The organism is Agromyces italicus DSM 16388, assembly GCF_000421545.1.
GTDB classification, from domain to species: domain Bacteria; phylum Actinomycetota; class Actinomycetes; order Actinomycetales; family Microbacteriaceae; genus Agromyces; species Agromyces italicus.
In genome coordinates this window covers 1-16,480 of record NZ_ATXF01000006.1, presented here as the reverse complement: position 1 = coordinate 16,480, position 16,480 = coordinate 1, and the positions used below count along the sequence as shown (strand labels likewise).

Sequence of the window (16,480 nt, the reverse complement as noted above, 5' to 3'; positions counted from 1 at the left end):
CGCCCACGTGTCGCCCTCGAGATCGAAGAGGGCGAATGGTTCTGGCACCCTCCGAGCGTACTCGCCCCCGCACGCCGTACGATCGACGGCATGCCAGGTGATCAGAGAACGGTGTCGCGCGGGGCGTCGCGCGCGGTGCAGGGCGATCGCGACCTCTCGCGTCCGCTGCCCGCGGCGCTCAGCTGGGGGGTGCTCGTCGGCTTCGCCCTGCTGCTCGCCACCGCTCTCGCGCTCGCGGCGGTGGCGTGGTGGGTCGGCGCCTGGTACGGGCTGTGCTCGCTCGTCGCCTTCGCGGCCTACGGGCTCGACAAGGCGGCGGCGAAGCGGTCGACGGGCAGGGTGCCCGAGCGAGCCCTGCACTTCGTCGACCTCGCGGGCGGCTGGCCCGGCGCGCTCGTCGCGCAGCAGCTGTTCCGGCACAAGACGCGCAAGCGCAGCTTCCGCCGGGTCTTCTGGGCGGGCGTCGTGCTGAACCTCCTCGCGCTCGCGGTGCTCGTGGTCTGGCCCCTCACCGCCCGGTAACCGTCGAGGGTCGCCGCCCGCACGGCCGCCCGCACAGCTCTCGCACGGCTGCCCGCACAGCTGCCCGCACAGCCGCCCGTGTGCAGAACTCAGGAAGGATGGGGCGTGTCGCGGCGTGTCGGGCGGCGGCACGCCGTGCGACACCGTGCTGTTCCTGAGTTCGGCACGCATGCCGCCGGGTGCGAGCAGCGGGACGCAGCGGGATGCCGCGGGGTCAGCGCGCGGCGAGCGCGTCGATGCCCTCGGGCGAGAGCGCGTGGTGGATGGCGAGCATCGCGGCGCCGAGCACGGCCGCGTTCTCGGCCGCGGCCGACTGCACGATCGCCAGATGCTCGGTCGCGAGCGGCATCGACCGCGTGTAGACGACCTCGCGGACGCCCGCGATGAGGTGCTCGCCCGCGCGGGCCATCGACCCGCCGATCGCGATGACCGAGGGATTCACGAAGCTCACGCACGCGGTCAGCACCTCGCCGATGTCGCGTCCGGCCTGGCGCACCGCCTGGATCGCGTCGATGTCGCCGCGTTTCACGAGTTCGACCACGTCGCTGCCGGATGCCGCGTCGAGGCCCTGCTCGCGCAGCGCCCGCGCGATGGCGGGGCCGGAGGCGAGGGCCTCGAGGCATCCGCGATTGCCGCAGTGGCAGGGCACCTCGCTGCCGCGGGCCACACGGATGTGCCCGATGTCGCCCGCGATGCCCTGGGCGCCGCGCTGCAGCAGCCCGCCCGAGATGATGCCCGAGCCGATGCCGGTAGCGACCTTCACGAACATCAGGTGCTCGGTCTGCGGCCAGGCGATCGCCTGCTCGCCGAGCGCCATGATGTTGACGTCGTTGTCGACCAGCACGGGCACCTCGAGGTGCTGCTGCACCCAGCCGGGCACGTCGAAGCGGTCCCATCCGGGCATGATGGGCGGGTTCACGGGGCGTCCGGTCGAGTGCTCGACGGGGCCGGGCACGCCGATGCCGATCGCGACGAGCTCGTGCCGGTCGCGGCCGAGGCCCTCGATCAGGGCGAGCCCCTGCTCGACCATCCAGCCGAGCACGGGCTCGGGGCCCTGGGCGATGTCCATGGGTTGCGAGTGCTCGGCGAGCACGGTGCCGGCGAGGTCGGTGACGGCGAGGGTCGCGTGCGAGGCGCCGAGGTCGGCGGCGAGCACGATGCGAGCCGCCGGGTTCAGCGCGAACTGCGACGGGGGCCTGCCGCCGGTCGAGGCGGCGTCGGCGACGGGGGAGACGAGGCCGAGGCGCATGAGCTCGTCGACCCGCGCGGCGATGGTCGAGCGGGCGAGGCCGGTCGACTGCGCGAGCGAGGCGCGCGTGCGCGGGGCGCCGTCGCGCAGCAGCTGGAACAGTTCGCTCGCCCCTGACGTTCCGAGCGCCGATCCGCGGCTGATGTCGACCATGCCACTGAGTAAAGCACACCGACTTCGCCACCGACACGAGCGACATGTTGATCCTGGGCGAACAACTTTTGCCGAATGCCTAGCAAAAGATGTCGGGTGTGTGTCAGCATGTCCCCATGACAACGGACGTCACCGCCCCAGCCCGCACGAAACGTGCCGGCTTCGTCGGAGGCGGCTTCATGGCCGCTGTGCACTCGCGCGCGGCCAGGGCGGCGAGGGCCGAACTCGTCGGCGCCGCCTCCTCCTCGCCCGATCGGGCGGCCACGGCCGCCGATCGACTCGGGCTCGGCACCGCATTCGACTCGCTCGAAGCCCTGCTCGCCGACCCGGCCGTCGAGATCGTGCACATCTGCACCCCGAATGCGACCCACGCGGGCTTCGCACGGGCGGCGCTCGAAGCCGGCAAGCACGTCATCTGCGAGAAGCCGCTCGCCACCACCGCGGCCGACGCCGCCGAACTCGTGGCCCTCGCCGGCGAGCGGGGCCTCGTCGCCGCGGTGCCGTTCGTCTACCGCTTCCACCCGATGGCGCGCGAGGCGCGGGCCCGCGTTGCCGCCGGTGAGACCGGCCGGCTCCTGAGCGTCAACGGCTCGTACCTGCAAGACTGGCTGGCCGCCCCGCACGACGACGACTGGCGGGTCGACCGGGCCGTCGGCGGCCCCTCGCGAGCCTTCGCCGATATCGGCTCGCACCTCGTCGACCTCGTCGAGTTCGTCGCGGGCGAGCGCATCGCGCGGCTGAACGCCGCGAGTCGCACCGTCTACGCCGACCGCGCCACCCATTCGGGCATCGAGACCGAAGACCTGGTCGCCCTCGTCGTCGAGCTCGACTCGGGCGCACTCGGCACCCTGCTCGTCTCGCAGGTCGCCCCGGGTCGCAAGAACGCCCTCACGATCGAGCTCGCCGGCACCGACGCGAGCGTGCGCTTCGAGCAGGAGCGGCCCGACACCCTCTGGCTCGGGCGCACCGAGGCATCCAGCGTCATCGAACGCGACGCGAGTCGCCTGAGCGCCGATGCCGCTCGGCTGGCCGTCGTGCCGGCCGGCCACCCGATGGGCTACCAAGACGCGTTCAACGCCTTCGTCGCCGATGCCTACGCGGCCATCGACGGCGCCTCGCCCGACGGACTGCCGCGCTTCGCCGACGGGCTGCGCGCCGTGCGCCTCACCGAGGCGGTCCTCGCCTCGGCTGAACGACGCGACTGGGTGGAGGTGCCCGTATGACCGGCGAGGTGGTCCTCGTGGCCGAGGGCCTCGAGAAGTCGTTCTTCGGGGTGACCGTACTGCGCGGGGTGGGCCTCACGCTCCACGCCGGCGAGGTGCACGGGCTCGTCGGCGAGAACGGTGCGGGCAAGTCGACCTTCATGAAGATCCTCGCGGGCGTCTACGAACGCGACGCGGGCACCGTCACGCTCGGCGGCGGCGAGGTCGAGTTCAGCCACCCGGTGCAGGCCGCGCGGCAGGGTCTCGCCACCGTCTTCCAGGAGTTCAACCTGCTGCCCGAGCGCACCGTGGCGCAGAACGTGTTCCTCGGTCGCGAGCCAAGGCGCCACGGCCTCGTCGACAAGAAGGCGATGCTCGCCGAGACCCGGGCGCTCCTCGCCGAGCTCGGCATCGATTCGATCGAGGCGGATGCCCCGGTGCGCACCCTTACGGTCGCCGAGCAGCAGATCGTCGAGATCGTGAAGGCGCTCTCGGTCGATGCCCGCGTCATCCAGATGGACGAGCCGACCGCGGCGCTCGCAGACCACGAGGTCGCGCTGCTCTACACGATCGTGCGTCGGCTCCAGGCGCGCGGGGTCGCGATCCTCTACGTCTCGCACCGGCTGAAGGAGATCTTCGACCTCTGCGACACGATCACGGTGCTGAAGGACGGCGCGCTCGTCTCGAGCGGGCCGGCCGCCGAGCTCGACACCGACGAGCTCGTGCGCCGGATGGTCGGCCGCCCGATCTCCGCGTACTTCCCCGCGGCCGAGTCGGGCACCGCGATCGGCGAGCCGCGTCTCGAGCTCCGCGGTGCAGGCAACGCGTACGTCGACGGGGTCGACCTCGAGCTGCGCGCGGGCGAGATCGTCGGGGTCGCAGGGCTCCAGGGCTCGGGGCGCACCGAGCTCGTCGAGGCGGTGTTCGGCGTGGCGCCCTTCACCCGTGGCGAGATGCGCCTCGACGGCGAGACCGTGCGGCTCGGCACGGTCCGCGAGGCGGTGAGACGGGGTCTCGCCCTCATCACCGAGGACCGCAAGGCGCAGGGCCTCGCGCTGGGCCAGTCGATCGCCGACAACGCGCTCCTCGTCATCAGATCGGTGTTCTCGCGACGCACCCGTGACACCCGGCGCGAACTGCCTGGCGTCTTCTCGTCGCTCGAACTCGCCTCCCGCGGCCTCGACCAGGAGGTGCAGTACCTCTCGGGCGGCAACCAGCAGAAGGTCGTGCTCGCGAAGTGGCTCGCCACGAAACCCCGCGTGGTGCTGCTCGACGAGCCGACCCGCGGCATCGACGTCGGCGCGAAGGTCGCCGTCTACACCCTCATGCGTCGACTCGCGAAAGAAGGGGTCGCCATCCTCATGATCTCGTCCGAGCTCCCCGAGGTGATCGGCATGTCCGACCGCATCATCGTCATGCACGACGGACGCGCCTCGGCCGAGCTGCCGGCGCGCAGCGACGAGGCCACCATCCTCGGTGCCGCCACCGGAACACTGCGCGTCGGGGGAGAGGAGTTGCGATGAGCACCACCACCCCCACCCGCGCCCCGCGCCGCACCGGCTCCCGCCGCCGGCTCGACTCGAGCCTCATCGTCGGCATCGCCCTCGTCGCCGTCATCGTCATCGGCGCCGTCCTCGTCGGAGCCGAGGGCCGCAACTTCTTCAGCGCCGGCAACATCCGCGACATCCTCACCGGCATGAGCGTGCTCGGCTTCGTCGCCATCGGGCAGACCCTCGTCATCCTCTGCGCCTCGCTCGACCTCTCGGTGCCCTACGTCGTGAGCCTCTCGAGCCTCATCGCGGCCGAGCTGATGGCGGGCGATCCGGCGAACATCCCTTTCGCGGTGCTCGTGGTGCTCGTCGTGGCGGTGCTCATCGGGCTCGCGAACGGGCTCATCGTCACGAAGCTCAAGGTGAACGGTTTCATCGCGACGCTCGGCACAGGACTCATCATCAAGGGCTACCTCGACTCGAACTACAAGGGCACGAGCGGGGAGGTGCCGTGGGAGTTCCAGCTGATCGGTGCGACAGGTGTGGGCCCGGTGCCCGTGTCGACGCTGATCATGCTCGCCGTCGCGCTCCTCGCCGCCTTCTTCCTCGCCCGCACCCGGACCGGCAACCACATGTTCGCCGTCGGTGGCAACGAGCAGGTGGCCCGCCTCTCCGGCATCCGCACGGCTCGCCCGCTCATCGTCGCGCATGTGCTGTGCTCGGTGACCGCGGCCCTCGCGGGGCTGCTCCTCGCGAGCCGGCTCGGGGTCGGCAGCCCGGTCGTCGGCACCCAGGGCGGCTACGACCTGCTCTCGATCGCCGCGGTCGTGCTCGGCGGCACCCTGCTCATGGGCGGCCGCGGCTCGATCTGGGGCACCATCGGCGGCGTCGCGATCTTCGCGGTCGTCGACAACGTGATGAGCGTCATGCAGGTGAACCCGTTCCTGAAAGACGTGGTGCGCGGCGTCGTCATCGTCGCGGCGGTCGCCGTGTACACGAGCCGTTCGGTCGACCGGCGACGACCGAGATTCAGCGCGGGCGCCGAGCCTCCCGCGCAGGCCGAACCCGTCGCCGCCGCCGATGCACCGAAGGGAGGCGCGGCATGAGCGCCGTGACCTCCGAACGCCCGAGCGCGGGAGCCCGCCTCGCCGCACTCGGCCGTACGCTCGTGAGCCCGCGCGGCGCCGTGTTCCTCCTCCTCATCGTGCTGCTCATCGCGATGGCGGTACTGAACCCGTCGTTCGCCGAACCGTCGCAGTTCATCCGCTTCGTCCAGCGCGTCGCCCCCGTCGCGATCGTCGCGATCGGCCAGTACTTCGTCATCGTCGGCGGCGAGTTCGACCTCTCGATGGGCTCGGTCGTGACCGCCCAGGTCGTGATCGCCGGCAACCTGATCGGCCAGGACGAGGCGAAGTCGCTGCCGGTGCTCGCGCTCATGCTCGCGTTCGGCGCCTTCATCGGCCTCGTCAACGGACTCATCGTCACGCTGCTCAAGGTTCCGAGCTTCATCGTCACACTCGGCATGATGCTCGCGCTGCTCGGCGGCACCCTCTACTGGACGGGCGGCGCGGCGACGGGCAACCCCGCCGACGGATTCCGCGAGATCGGCCGCGGCGGCATCCGCGGCATCCCCGTCATCGACATCCTGCCCTGGTCGGTCGTGGTGCTCGCGGTGGTGCTGGCCGCCGCGATCTGGTTCTCGAAACGGCCCTTCGGGCGCACGATCATCGCCCTCGGCGACAACCCGACGACGGCCCGCTTCTCGGGCACCCGCAACTGGTGGGTGAAGACGTCGACCTTCATGATCTCCTCGCTCTCGGCGACCGTCGCCGGCGTGCTGCTCGTCGGGTACGCGGGTGTGCACCCCTCGGTCGGGCGCGGCTACGAGTTCATCGCGATCACCGCGGTCGTGCTCGGCGGCGTCGTGCTCGGCGGCGGGCGCGGCTGGGTGGTCGCGGCGGCCGCCGGCGCCTTCGCTCTCGAAGCGCTCTTCACTGTGCTCAACTTCGCCGGTGTGCCCTCGACGTACCGCGACGCGGTGCAGGGCGCGATCATCATCCTCGCCGTCGCGTACTCGGCGACGACGTTCCGCTCGCGCCGCCGTGGCCGCGGCATCGAGGCATCGCCGGATGCCACGAGCCCGACCTCGCCCGACGCGGCGACCCCGATCTCGCCCGACGCGGCGAACAAGACTTCGCCGGCACCGGCGGAGGAGCGCGATGCCCCGGCATCCGCTCGCCCTGCACCCATTCCCTCGACGTCGAGGGCTGACAACGAAACCAAGGGAGGTTCGTGATGCGACGCAGGTATACGGTGGCATCCGCAATGGTCGGCGCCCTCGCGCTGCTGACGATGGCAGGATGCACCACCGACCCCAACGTGGCCGCGCCGACGGATGACGCGGCGTCCACGGAGGAGTCGGTCGAGTGGTTCGACCAGGAGCTCTTCGACAAGCAGGACGCCGAACGGGACGTCGTGCCCGAGGGCCCCGACGGCGAGCCGTGGTTGCAGCACATCAACGCCGAGATGGTCGACACCTCGGAGTTCGCCGCGGAGGGCGCCAAGAAGGCGTGCTTCGCCAACGCCTCGATCTCGAACCCGTGGCGCACCACCGGATGGATCACCATGAACCAGCAGCTGGAGGTGCTGCAGGAGGCCGGCGTGATCAGCGAGATGGAGACGCGCGACGCGCAGGACTCCGACGACACGCAGATCGCCGACATCGACTACTTCATCGAGGAGGGCGGCTGCGACGTCTTCATCATCTCGCCGAACTCCACGGCGGCGATGACGCCGGCCGTCGAACGCGCCTGCGAGACCGGCAAGCCGGTGATCGTGTTCGACCGCGGCGTGCAGACCGACTGCCCCGTCACGTTCATCCACCCCATCGGCGGATTCGCGTGGGGCATCGACACCGCCGAGTTCCTCATCGACGAGCTCGAGGAGGGCGACAAGGTCGTGGCGCTGCGTATCCTTCCGGGTGTCGATGTGCTCGAGCAGCGCTGGGCCGCGGCCGAGAAGCTGTTCGACGAGGCCGGCATCGAGGCCGTCGACTACTTCACCGGGGCCGACCCGGCGGAGATCAAGAAGATCATCTCCGACGAGCTCGCCAAGGGCGACGTCCAGGGCATCTGGATGGACGCCGGCGACGGCGCCGTCGCCGCCATCGAGGCGTTCGAGGACGCCGGCGTCGACTACCCCGTGATGACGGGTGAAGACGAGATGAGCTTCCTCCGCAAGTGGAAGGAGACCGGGCTCACAGGCCTCGCGCCGGTGTACTCGAACTTCCAGTGGCGCACGCCCCTCCTCGCCGTGCAGAAGATCTTCGCCGGCGAAGAGGTGCCGAGCGAGTGGGTGCTGCCCCAGTCGCCGATCACTGCGGAGGAGGTCGACCAGTACCTCGCCCTCAACGAGAACATGCCCGACGGCCACTACGCGAAGTTCGGCGGCGAAGACCTGCCGGGCTACCCGCAGGTCTGGGAGGACCGGATCGTTCCGTAACCCCCTGAGTACGGTGGTCGAGTAGCGATCCACCCGGTGGTCGAGCAGCGACGCAGGAGCGTATCGAGACCTCGCGACAGGTCTCGATACGCTTCGCTACTCGACCACCGGGTGGGGTCTCGATACGCTTCGCACCTCGACCACCAGCGTCTGCAAGGAGGCAGCATGCGCCGCACCATCGGCGTCAACACCTGGGTGTGGGCATCGCCACTCACCGACGAGAACCTGCCCGCGCTCACCGCGAAGGCGGCCGAGCTCGGGTTCGGAGCGATCGAACTCCCGGTCGAGAGCCCCGGCGACTGGTCGGCGGATGCCGCGGCCGAACTGCTGGCCGAGCACCGCCTCGCCCCGATCGTGATCGGCGCGATGGGCCCCGGCCGCAACCTCGTCGCGGCCCCCGGCTCCGAGATCGTCGCCACCCAGAACTACCTCGTGCACTGCCTCGGCGTCGCCGAGCGCCTCGGCTCCCCGGTCGTGGCCGGCCCCTTCACGGCGGCCACCGGTCGCGCGTGGCGCATGGACGCCGAGGAGCGCGAGGCCCGGTACCGCGAGCTGCGTCTCAGCCTCGCGCCGGTCGTCCGCAAGGCGGAGGACCGAGGCATCCGCCTCGCGATCGAACCGCTGAACCGGTATGAGACGAGTCTCGTGAACACCGTCGAGCAGGCCCTCGAGGCGCTCGGGCCGCTGCTCGGCCCCGGCCTCGGGCTCGCGCTCGACAGCTATCACCTCAACATCGAGGAGAAGTCGATCGGCGACGCCGTGCGCGCGGCGGGGGAGCACCTCGCCTACGTGCAGGTGTGCGGCAACGACCGCGGCGCCGTCGGCGACGACCACCTCGACTGGCCCGCGTTCCTCGACGCGCTCGACGACGTCGGGTACACGGGTGCACTCGGGCTCGAGAGCTTCACCGGCGAGAACGCGACGATCGCGGTCGCCGCTTCGGTCTGGCGCCCCCTCGCCCCCTCGCAGGACGAACTGGCGGCGCGCAGCATCCGATACCTGACCGCGCTGCAGGACGAAAGGAACCCGGCATGACCGCCACCCACCCCGTGACCCTCTTCACCGGTCAGTGGGCCGACCTGCCCTTCGCCGAGGTCGCGCGCCTCGCCGCCGAGTGGGGCTACGACGGACTCGAGATCGCCTGCTCGGGCGACCACCTCGACCTGAAGCTCGCCGAGGAGGAGCCCGGGTACCTCGCCGAACGCCAGGAGATCCTGAAGCGGCACGGGCTGTCGGTGTACGCGATCTCGAACCACCTGACCGGGCAGGCGGTGTGCGACGACCCGATCGACTTCCGCCACGAGGCGATCGTGCGCCCGTACACCTGGGGCGACGGCGATGCCGAGGGGGTCAGGCAGCGGGCGGCCGACGACATGAAGCGGGCGGCGCGGGTCGCCCGCGCGCTCGGCGTCGACACCGTCGTCGGCTTCACCGGCTCGTCGATCTGGCCGTACGTGGCGATGTTCCCGCCCGTGCCGGCCTCGGTCATCGACGCGGGCTACGAGGACTTCGCCAACCGCTGGAACCCCATCCTCGACGTGTTCGACGCCGAGGGCGTGCGCTTCGCGCACGAGGTGCACCCCTCCGAGATCGCCTACGACTACTGGAGCTCGGTGCGCACGCTCGAGGCGATCGGCCGGCGCGAGGCGTTCGGGTTCAACTGGGACCCGTCGCACATGATGTGGCAGGGCATCGACCCGGTCGGGTTCATCGTCGACTTCGCCGACCGCATCTACCACGTGGACTGCAAGGACACGCGTCTTCGCCCCTCGACCGGGCGCGCGGGCGTCCTCGGCTCGCACCTGCCCTGGGGCGACCCGCGGCGCGGATGGGACTTCGTCTCGACCGGGCACGGCGACGTGCCCTGGGAGGACGCCTTCCGTGCGCTCGACGCGATCGGCTACACCGGTCCGATCTCGGTCGAGTGGGAGGATGCCGGCATGGACCGGCTGCACGGCGCCGCCGAGGCCGTCGGATTCATCCGCTCGAAGCTGTTCCCCCGGCCGACCGTCTCCTTCGACGCCGCGTTCTCGAACCAGTAGGGGCCACCGTATGCCGATCGAGCACACTGTCGTCTTCCGGCTCGTCCACGAGCCGGGCTCCGCCGCCGAGCAGGAGTTCTTCGCGACCGCGCGCGAGACCCTCACCGGCATCCCCGGGGTCGCCGACTTCGCGATCAGCCGACAGGTCAGCCCGAAGAGCGCGTTCACGCATCGCTTCGGCATGGTGTTCGCCGACCGGGTCGCGTACGCCGCCTACGACGCGCACCCCGCGCACATCGGCTTCGTCGAGGGCCGCTGGGTGCCCGAGGTCGCCGAGTTCCAGGAGTACGACTTCGAGCGGCTCTGACATGTCCAAATGACTCCCCGGTGAGACGAACCGGGCGCACCGGACGTCGATTCTGTGGGATTGTTGTGTCCTGCACCTCGGACTGCGTGTCACATCAACTGCACGTTCGGCTCGACATCTGTGAGCCCGCGTCGATTGAGTGGCTCTTGGACCGGAGCGTTGATGCTGCGGTCGGCTTTTCTGATGCGGGCTCGATGTTCTGGCGCTCGGGTTCGGTTGCATGGCGTGTGTTTCTGTTTTCGGAGGTGCTTGGGTGAGTTCTGTCCGCCGTCTTGGTGACCGTCGGGTAAAACTGTGGGTTGCAGGCGCGGTGGCGGTGGCCGTGGTTGCGTCGTCCGCGGCTGTGGTCGGGATTCAGCTGAGCGGGCGGCCCGTCGCGTCGGGCTTTGATTGCTCGAAGCCGTTCGCGTCGGCCGAGGACGCTGCGTGGCGCGCGGCGGTTGATTGTGATGTCGAGGTTGAGATCACGTCGCAGCGGACGCCGTGGGAGTCGACCTACGCTTTGCCGAACGGGAACCTCCGGTCCGAGATCTCTGCGATGCCGTCCCGGGTGTCGGTCGATGGTGAGTGGGTTGAGCTCGATACGTCGATCGTTTCGCCAACAGGCGCGGACGAGGACAAGGCGGATGCTGCGGACGCTGCTACCGGGCTCACCCCGATGATTGCGCCGGCTTCCTTGATGGTGGACGCGCCTGGGTCGGTGTCGCCGGCACTGGACCCGTCCGATGCTCCCGCCGATCTGGGCGTGCTCGAGGTCGCGGCTCCGGTGTTTCCGATCGAGTTGAATGTGGGAGGTTCTGCTGGTGCGGGGGATCCGTTGGGATCCATTACTCGTGAGGGGGAGCGGTTCGATGTCTGGTTCCCGGCGTCCCTGCCTGCGGCGCAAGTCGACGGTTCCAAGGTTGTGTATGACCTTGCTGAGGGGGTGCGTCTGATCGTGTCGATCGCGGTGGACGGCACGGGCTTCCTCCCGGTCGTTGAGCTTGCTGATCCGGCTGCGGCGGCCCGGTTTGCTGCGCTCGTTGATGCGGGCCGACCTGGTGGGGTTGCTGCGGCGCCTGGTGACTTGGTGTTTTCCACTGCGCTGTCGGAGGGGTTGGCGTTGAAGCCGGGTCCTGATGGTGAGGTGCTCGCGGTCGATGCGGCCGGGGAGACGCAGTTCGTTTCGGCGCCGGCGGTGATGTGGGACTCCGCGGGCGGTGACATGGTGCTCGCGGACACGGTGACGGAGGTCAGCGCGGGCGACCGGGAGCTGTCGCCGCAAGCGGGCGACGCGATCGCCGCAATGCCCACCAAGGTCGATGGGGCGAATCTCGTGATCACCCCTGACGCGGGGATGCTCGCGAGTGGGGAGACGGTGTGGCCGGTGTATGTGGACCCGGCATTCAGTGGGCATGGCCCGGCCGAGTGGGTCGCCGTGCGAACGGGCGGGTACACGGGGACGCTGTACAAGTGGAAAACCGGTGGCGGTGAGGGGACCGGCTACTGCACGGATCGCGAGACATGCAATGTGGTGTTCCGGCAGCGCCTGTCGTGGGAGTTCACCGGTTGGGACACGATCCGGAACCTGGATCGGGCGAACATCGTGAAGGCAGGCTTCACCGTAGACGGCATCCATTCGGCCAGCTGTACGGCGACGACCACGGATCTCGTTTTGACGAACTCGCTGTCGACGGCGACCACATGGAGCAATATCGGCACCTGGTCGTCCACGGCATACATCTCGTCTCGGACGGAGGCGCACAACGCGACCTGTTTGAACCGTGGGGACCGCACGTGGGATGCGACCGAAGCGTTGCGCCGGTACGCGGAGAACAATTGGAGCACGGTCACGATGGGGTTGAAACCGCGAGACGAATCGACGATGACGTCGTGGAAGCGGTTCGGGTGGGACGCGACGATCTCGGTCGAGTACAACCGTCCCCCGGTGCCGCCGGGCTCTCTCCATATCGATGTCCCCGACCGTGACTGCGGGACCGGAGCGGCACGACCGTTCATCGGGAGCCGCCTGCCTACGTTGTCGGCGTACCTGGATGACGCGGATGCTGAAGACTCGTTGGAAGCGGTGTTCGCGCTGTCGAAGCTCGGCGCGGCCGAGGAGTTGTGGCGCAGCGAACGGACGGACCCGGTCTATCACGACACTCGGGTGGATGTGACGGTGGGCACCTCGCTCGCGGACGGCACGTACATGTGGCATGCGACTTCGCGTGACGCGCATGCGGCGTGGTCCGGATGGGGGCCATGGTGCGAATTCACCGTCGACACCGTCGACCCGACAACACCGATGGTCGCCCCGATGACGGACGACCCCGAGGGCGAGATCGAGGCGGTGTACGAGAGGAGCCGGGAGCGCGGCGGAGTCGGTCAGCTCGGCAAGTTCACGATCAGCCCGAACACATCAACTGATGTCGTCGCATACATGGTGTCGTTCAAGGACCAATTGACGATGACGCGGTACACCGTGAGCCTGGGCAAGTCGTTGGTGGTGCCGTATCCCGCGACCGACGGTGCCGGAGCCAAGACACTGTACGTGAAGTCGGTCGACCGGGCAGGCAACGAGTCGCCCCTGGCGACGTTCCCGTTCGAGGTTGGGTCGCCCGAAGAGGACGCGATCTGGACCCTCGACGAGGGCACCGGCACGACGCCGGCCAACTCCGGCCCGAAACCCGTGGGGCCGCTCGCAGTCACGGGTGCGACCTGGGACTTCGGGCCGCACGAACTGTTCGGCTCACGACCCGGCGACCACTCGTTGAAGTTCGATGGTGTTAACGATGCCGCGGTCACTGACGGGCCCGTGGTGGATATGAAGAAACCGTTCGTCGTGTCCACGCATGTGCAGATGAATGAGCTGATGGAAACGAACAACAAGTTCGGGACCGTTTTGGCGCAGGACGGTCTGAAGGATTCCGGTTTCCGGCTGGGGTACAACCCGAACCTCTCGGATGATCTGTGCCCCGATTCGGAGGGGCAGCAGATGGCGGGATGTTGGGAGTTCCAGATCGCCGGCGCAGGCACTGCCCGGTCGACCCTCCCGGTGAGAACGGGCGAATGGGTGCACCTCGTCGGCGAGTACGACACCGGTGGGCAAGCCAGACTCCAAGTCTGCAATGTCGGGACTCCTACAGCACCGACCCCTGGCGAGCCCAGGGAGGCCGAAACTCAGTTGACTGGGGCTCCGGCCGACGCCGGTGGTGTGTTCACCGTCGGGCGAGCGCAGCAGAACGGGATGGGTGCCGACTGGTTCCACGGGCTGATCGATAACGTCCGTGTGTTCTCCGGGGAGATCGTGGATGACGCGAAGGTTCGTCGGCTGTGCCAGGGTGCCGAGGCGAGCGACTTCGGCACCGGCGCGACGGGGTTGAACGCGCTCGACCCGACGTGGGACGACCAGTGATGCGCGGGCGTGACCGCGGCCGTTCAATCGGCGGGTGGAGTGGTGTGATGCGTGGATTCTCGGGTCGGACTCGTGCGACGATCGCGATCGCGGCAGGGTTGGCGGTACTGCTCGCGGTCGAGACCGCGGTGTTCAGCCTCACCCCGGCGATGATGGCGTCGGCTGCGACCGGGGTGAACAACGAGTCTCGTGAGATGAATCTCGCGTTGGCAGAGGGGATGGGGCAGGCGTCGGCGACGACGTCGAGCCCGATCACCCCGCCCGATGCGGAGGCTGATCTCGTGGCGGCAGCGCTGGAGTTGCCGGGTGAGCTTCCCGACCCGGCCGCCGAGAATGTCCCGGTGAGCGACGGCCAGTCCGACCCGGTGACGGTCAAGGTCGGCGGGATGGACGTGTCGGCTGCACCGTCAGGCAGCGCGGGCGCCCCAGCCGAGATCGAGGTTCGTGTCGCTGACGCGGCAGAGGCTGAGGACGCCGGTATCACGACCGGTGTGCTGCTCGAGGTATCCGACACCTCGACCGTGCCGGCGAGTACGGAGCAGGCGGTCGAGCTGACGCTCTCATTCGAGACGTTCGCGGGTCTCGGAGGTGGCGACTGGGCATCCCGTATTCAGCCGTTGTGGATTCCGGATTGTGCCGCCGATGCCAGCACGAACCCAGATTGTGCACCGGTGGAGCTCACACATGAGGTCGACTTCGCCGCGCAGACCGTGACGGTCGAGGTCCCGGTCACCGCGGCTGAAGCCGTGACCGTGCCTGAGGTGCCCCAGTCGCCTGATTCGTCGGCGGGCCCGGACGCGACGGAACCGCCGGCGCCGACAGAGACGCCCAACGCGCCGGAGCCGTCCGAGTCGCCGGCCCCGACGGAACCCGCCCCGGAGGAGACGCCTGAGGCAAGCGGGGGTGCGGCGCCGGCGATGTTCCGCGCGACGACCCTGACTTCGACCGCGTCTTCCGGGGGGCGGGTCGGCCTGTCGTCGAAGGTCGCCGGGGCCCAGGGGGACTGGTCCGCGACGGGGTTGTCGGCTTCGTCCACGTGGGGGACGTCGGGCGCGACCGGGGCGTTCACCTGGTCGTACCCGATGCGAACCCCGAACGTGCCGGCCGGCCCCGTGCCAGAAGTGGGTTTGTCGTACTCCTCCGCAGTGTCAGACGGACGGGTGCCGTCGACGAACAACCAGTCCGGCCCCGTCGGTGAAGGGTTCGATATCGGTGCGAGCTTCATCGAACGTACCTACACCCGCTGCGATCAGGACGAAACCGGTGCGGCGAACAACAGCGGTTTCTCTGCCCCGGATCTGTGCTGGGGCAAGCAGAACGCGTCCCTGTCGCTGAACGGGTCCGGCTCCGAGCTCATTCCCGATGACACGGTGGCCGGGTTGTGGCACTCACGTCGGGATGACGGCACCCGGATCCAGCACCTCGGCGAAGTCGGCACCGCGGGGGAGCACTGGAAGGTCACCACGACCGACGGCACCCAGTACTTCTTCGGAAAGAACACGAACGCAGGGTCGGCGTGGACGGTGCCCGTGTTTGGCAACCACCCTGGCGAGAAGTGCCATGCGGCGGAGTTCACGGACTCGCGCTGCTCGCAGACCTGGCGGTGGATGCTGGACCAGGTGATCGACCCGTCAGGCAACGAAGCGTCGTACACGTATGCGGTGCAGAAGAACTACTACCGCCCGTTCTACGGTGACGGAAAGAATGTGGAGTACACGGCCGGCGGCAACCTCACCCGAATCGACTACGGGAAGAACGCTGCAACCTCGACCCCGTTGGCGAGGGTCGAGTTCACGAACCTGCCGCGGTGCATCACCGATCTGGCGAAGCCGTCGTCGTGGTGCTCTGGGGCGCAGACCTCGACGCGTGCGAACCATTGGCCGGACACCCCGGTCGACCTGATCTGCACGTCAACCAGTGAGTGCACGACGTACGCGCCGACGTTCTTCAGCCGCACCCGTCTCGCGAAGGTCTCCACCTACGCGTACGAGGGATCGGCGTACCAGCCGGTCGATTCGTGGGCCCTGCAGGAGGCGTTCGTCCCCCAGGGATCGGGCATCGGGCTGGAGTACGCCAGAGGGGTCATGCTGCGCCTCGAATCCGTTAAGCACAACACCGACCGTGCCGGGGTGCCGGCCGTCGATATCCCGCCGGCGAAGTTCGAGTACCAGGAACTCCGCAACCGGGTCGGGAAGGACGAGCACGACAGCAACGCGCTGTACCGCCACCGCCTCCAGCGCATCCGCACCGAAGCAGGCGGATACGTCTCAGTGGTGTATGGGACCGGGTGCGAGGCGGTCACGTCGGAGGAGCCTGCCCTGTGCTTCCCGATGAGGTGGCGGGGCAGCGGCGACGGTTCCGACTACTTCTACAAGTACGTCGTCACCCAGGTCACCGAGGGACACACCACCCGGGACGCGTCGAGCACGGAACTGGTCACGGGATCCTCCGCGAAGATCACGCACTACACATACTCCGGGTACACGTGGGTGAAGCCCTCGAGCCCGCTCATCCCGGACGCAGAGATGAACCGTCCCAGGTTTGATGCCGCATCCTTTTGAGTTGATTGGATGTCATCATGCCGAAGAAGATCGATCCCGCGCTGCGTGAGCGGGCTGTC

The 16,480-nt window shown here is 69.0% G+C and carries 12 protein-coding genes; 11 read left to right on the top strand and 1 reads right to left on the bottom strand.

Translation table 11 applies throughout. The features are described 5' to 3' along the window. Positions 1-90: 90 nt before the first annotated feature. Complete coding sequence (locus tag H516_RS21695) at positions 91-522, top strand: DUF1294 domain-containing protein (protein ID WP_211217083.1); 432 nt, start codon at positions 91-93, stop codon at positions 520-522. 214 nt (positions 523-736) lie between these two features. Here the strand turns inward: H516_RS21695 and H516_RS0108050 are convergent, their stop codons facing one another. Continuing rightward, positions 737-1,924 carry an ROK family transcriptional regulator gene (locus H516_RS0108050; RefSeq protein WP_022889213.1) on the bottom strand — a complete coding sequence of 396 codons (1,188 nt, stop codon included), beginning with the start codon at positions 1,922-1,924 and terminating at the stop codon, positions 737-739. 116 nt (positions 1,925-2,040) lie between these two features. Between H516_RS0108050 and H516_RS0108045 the strand changes: the two genes are divergently transcribed. The 10 genes from H516_RS0108045 to H516_RS0108000 all read left to right on the top strand — a co-directional run bounded on the left by H516_RS0108045 (position 2,041) and on the right by H516_RS0108000 (position 16,421). Next, the gene (locus H516_RS0108045) at positions 2,041-3,147 is read left to right on the top strand and encodes a Gfo/Idh/MocA family protein (protein ID WP_022889212.1); all 1,107 of its coding nucleotides are present in this window, start codon (positions 2,041-2,043) and stop codon (positions 3,145-3,147) included. Beyond that, on the top strand, positions 3,144-4,649 hold the full coding sequence (locus tag H516_RS0108040; RefSeq protein WP_022889211.1) for a sugar ABC transporter ATP-binding protein: 1,506 nt from the start codon (positions 3,144-3,146) through the stop codon (positions 4,647-4,649). Before H516_RS0108045 ends, H516_RS0108040 begins: the two co-directional genes overlap by 4 nt. Beyond that, on the top strand, positions 4,646-5,722 hold the full coding sequence (locus H516_RS19095; protein WP_022889210.1) for an ABC transporter permease: 1,077 nt from the start codon (positions 4,646-4,648) through the stop codon (positions 5,720-5,722). The genes H516_RS0108040 and H516_RS19095 overlap by 4 nt, the downstream gene beginning before the upstream one ends. Continuing rightward, on the top strand, positions 5,719-6,912 hold the full coding sequence (locus H516_RS19090) for an ABC transporter permease (RefSeq protein WP_022889209.1): 1,194 nt from the start codon (positions 5,719-5,721) through the stop codon (positions 6,910-6,912). Before H516_RS19095 ends, H516_RS19090 begins: the two co-directional genes overlap by 4 nt. Continuing rightward, positions 6,912-8,117 (top strand): substrate-binding domain-containing protein, encoded by a 1,206-nt coding sequence (locus tag H516_RS0108025; RefSeq protein WP_026378565.1) that lies wholly within the window; start codon positions 6,912-6,914, stop codon positions 8,115-8,117. Before H516_RS19090 ends, H516_RS0108025 begins: the two co-directional genes overlap by 1 nt. Positions 8,118-8,282: 165 nt before the next feature. Further along, complete coding sequence (locus H516_RS0108020; protein ID WP_022889207.1) at positions 8,283-9,152, top strand: sugar phosphate isomerase/epimerase family protein; 870 nt, start codon at positions 8,283-8,285, stop codon at positions 9,150-9,152. After that, complete coding sequence (locus H516_RS0108015) at positions 9,149-10,159, top strand: sugar phosphate isomerase/epimerase family protein (protein WP_022889206.1); 1,011 nt, start codon at positions 9,149-9,151, stop codon at positions 10,157-10,159. The genes H516_RS0108020 and H516_RS0108015 overlap by 4 nt, the downstream gene beginning before the upstream one ends. A gap of 10 nt (positions 10,160-10,169) precedes the next feature. Continuing rightward, complete coding sequence (locus tag H516_RS0108010; RefSeq protein ID WP_022889205.1) at positions 10,170-10,466, top strand: Dabb family protein; 297 nt, start codon at positions 10,170-10,172, stop codon at positions 10,464-10,466. 253 nt (positions 10,467-10,719) lie between these two features. Then, the gene (locus tag H516_RS0108005) at positions 10,720-13,860 is read left to right on the top strand and encodes a LamG domain-containing protein (RefSeq protein WP_169513509.1); all 3,141 of its coding nucleotides are present in this window, start codon (positions 10,720-10,722) and stop codon (positions 13,858-13,860) included. Between the two features lie 128 nt (positions 13,861-13,988). Then, positions 13,989-16,421, top strand: a complete 2,433-nt coding sequence (locus H516_RS0108000; protein ID WP_157432191.1) for a hypothetical protein — start codon at positions 13,989-13,991, stop codon at positions 16,419-16,421. Positions 16,422-16,480: the final 59 nt, after the last annotated feature.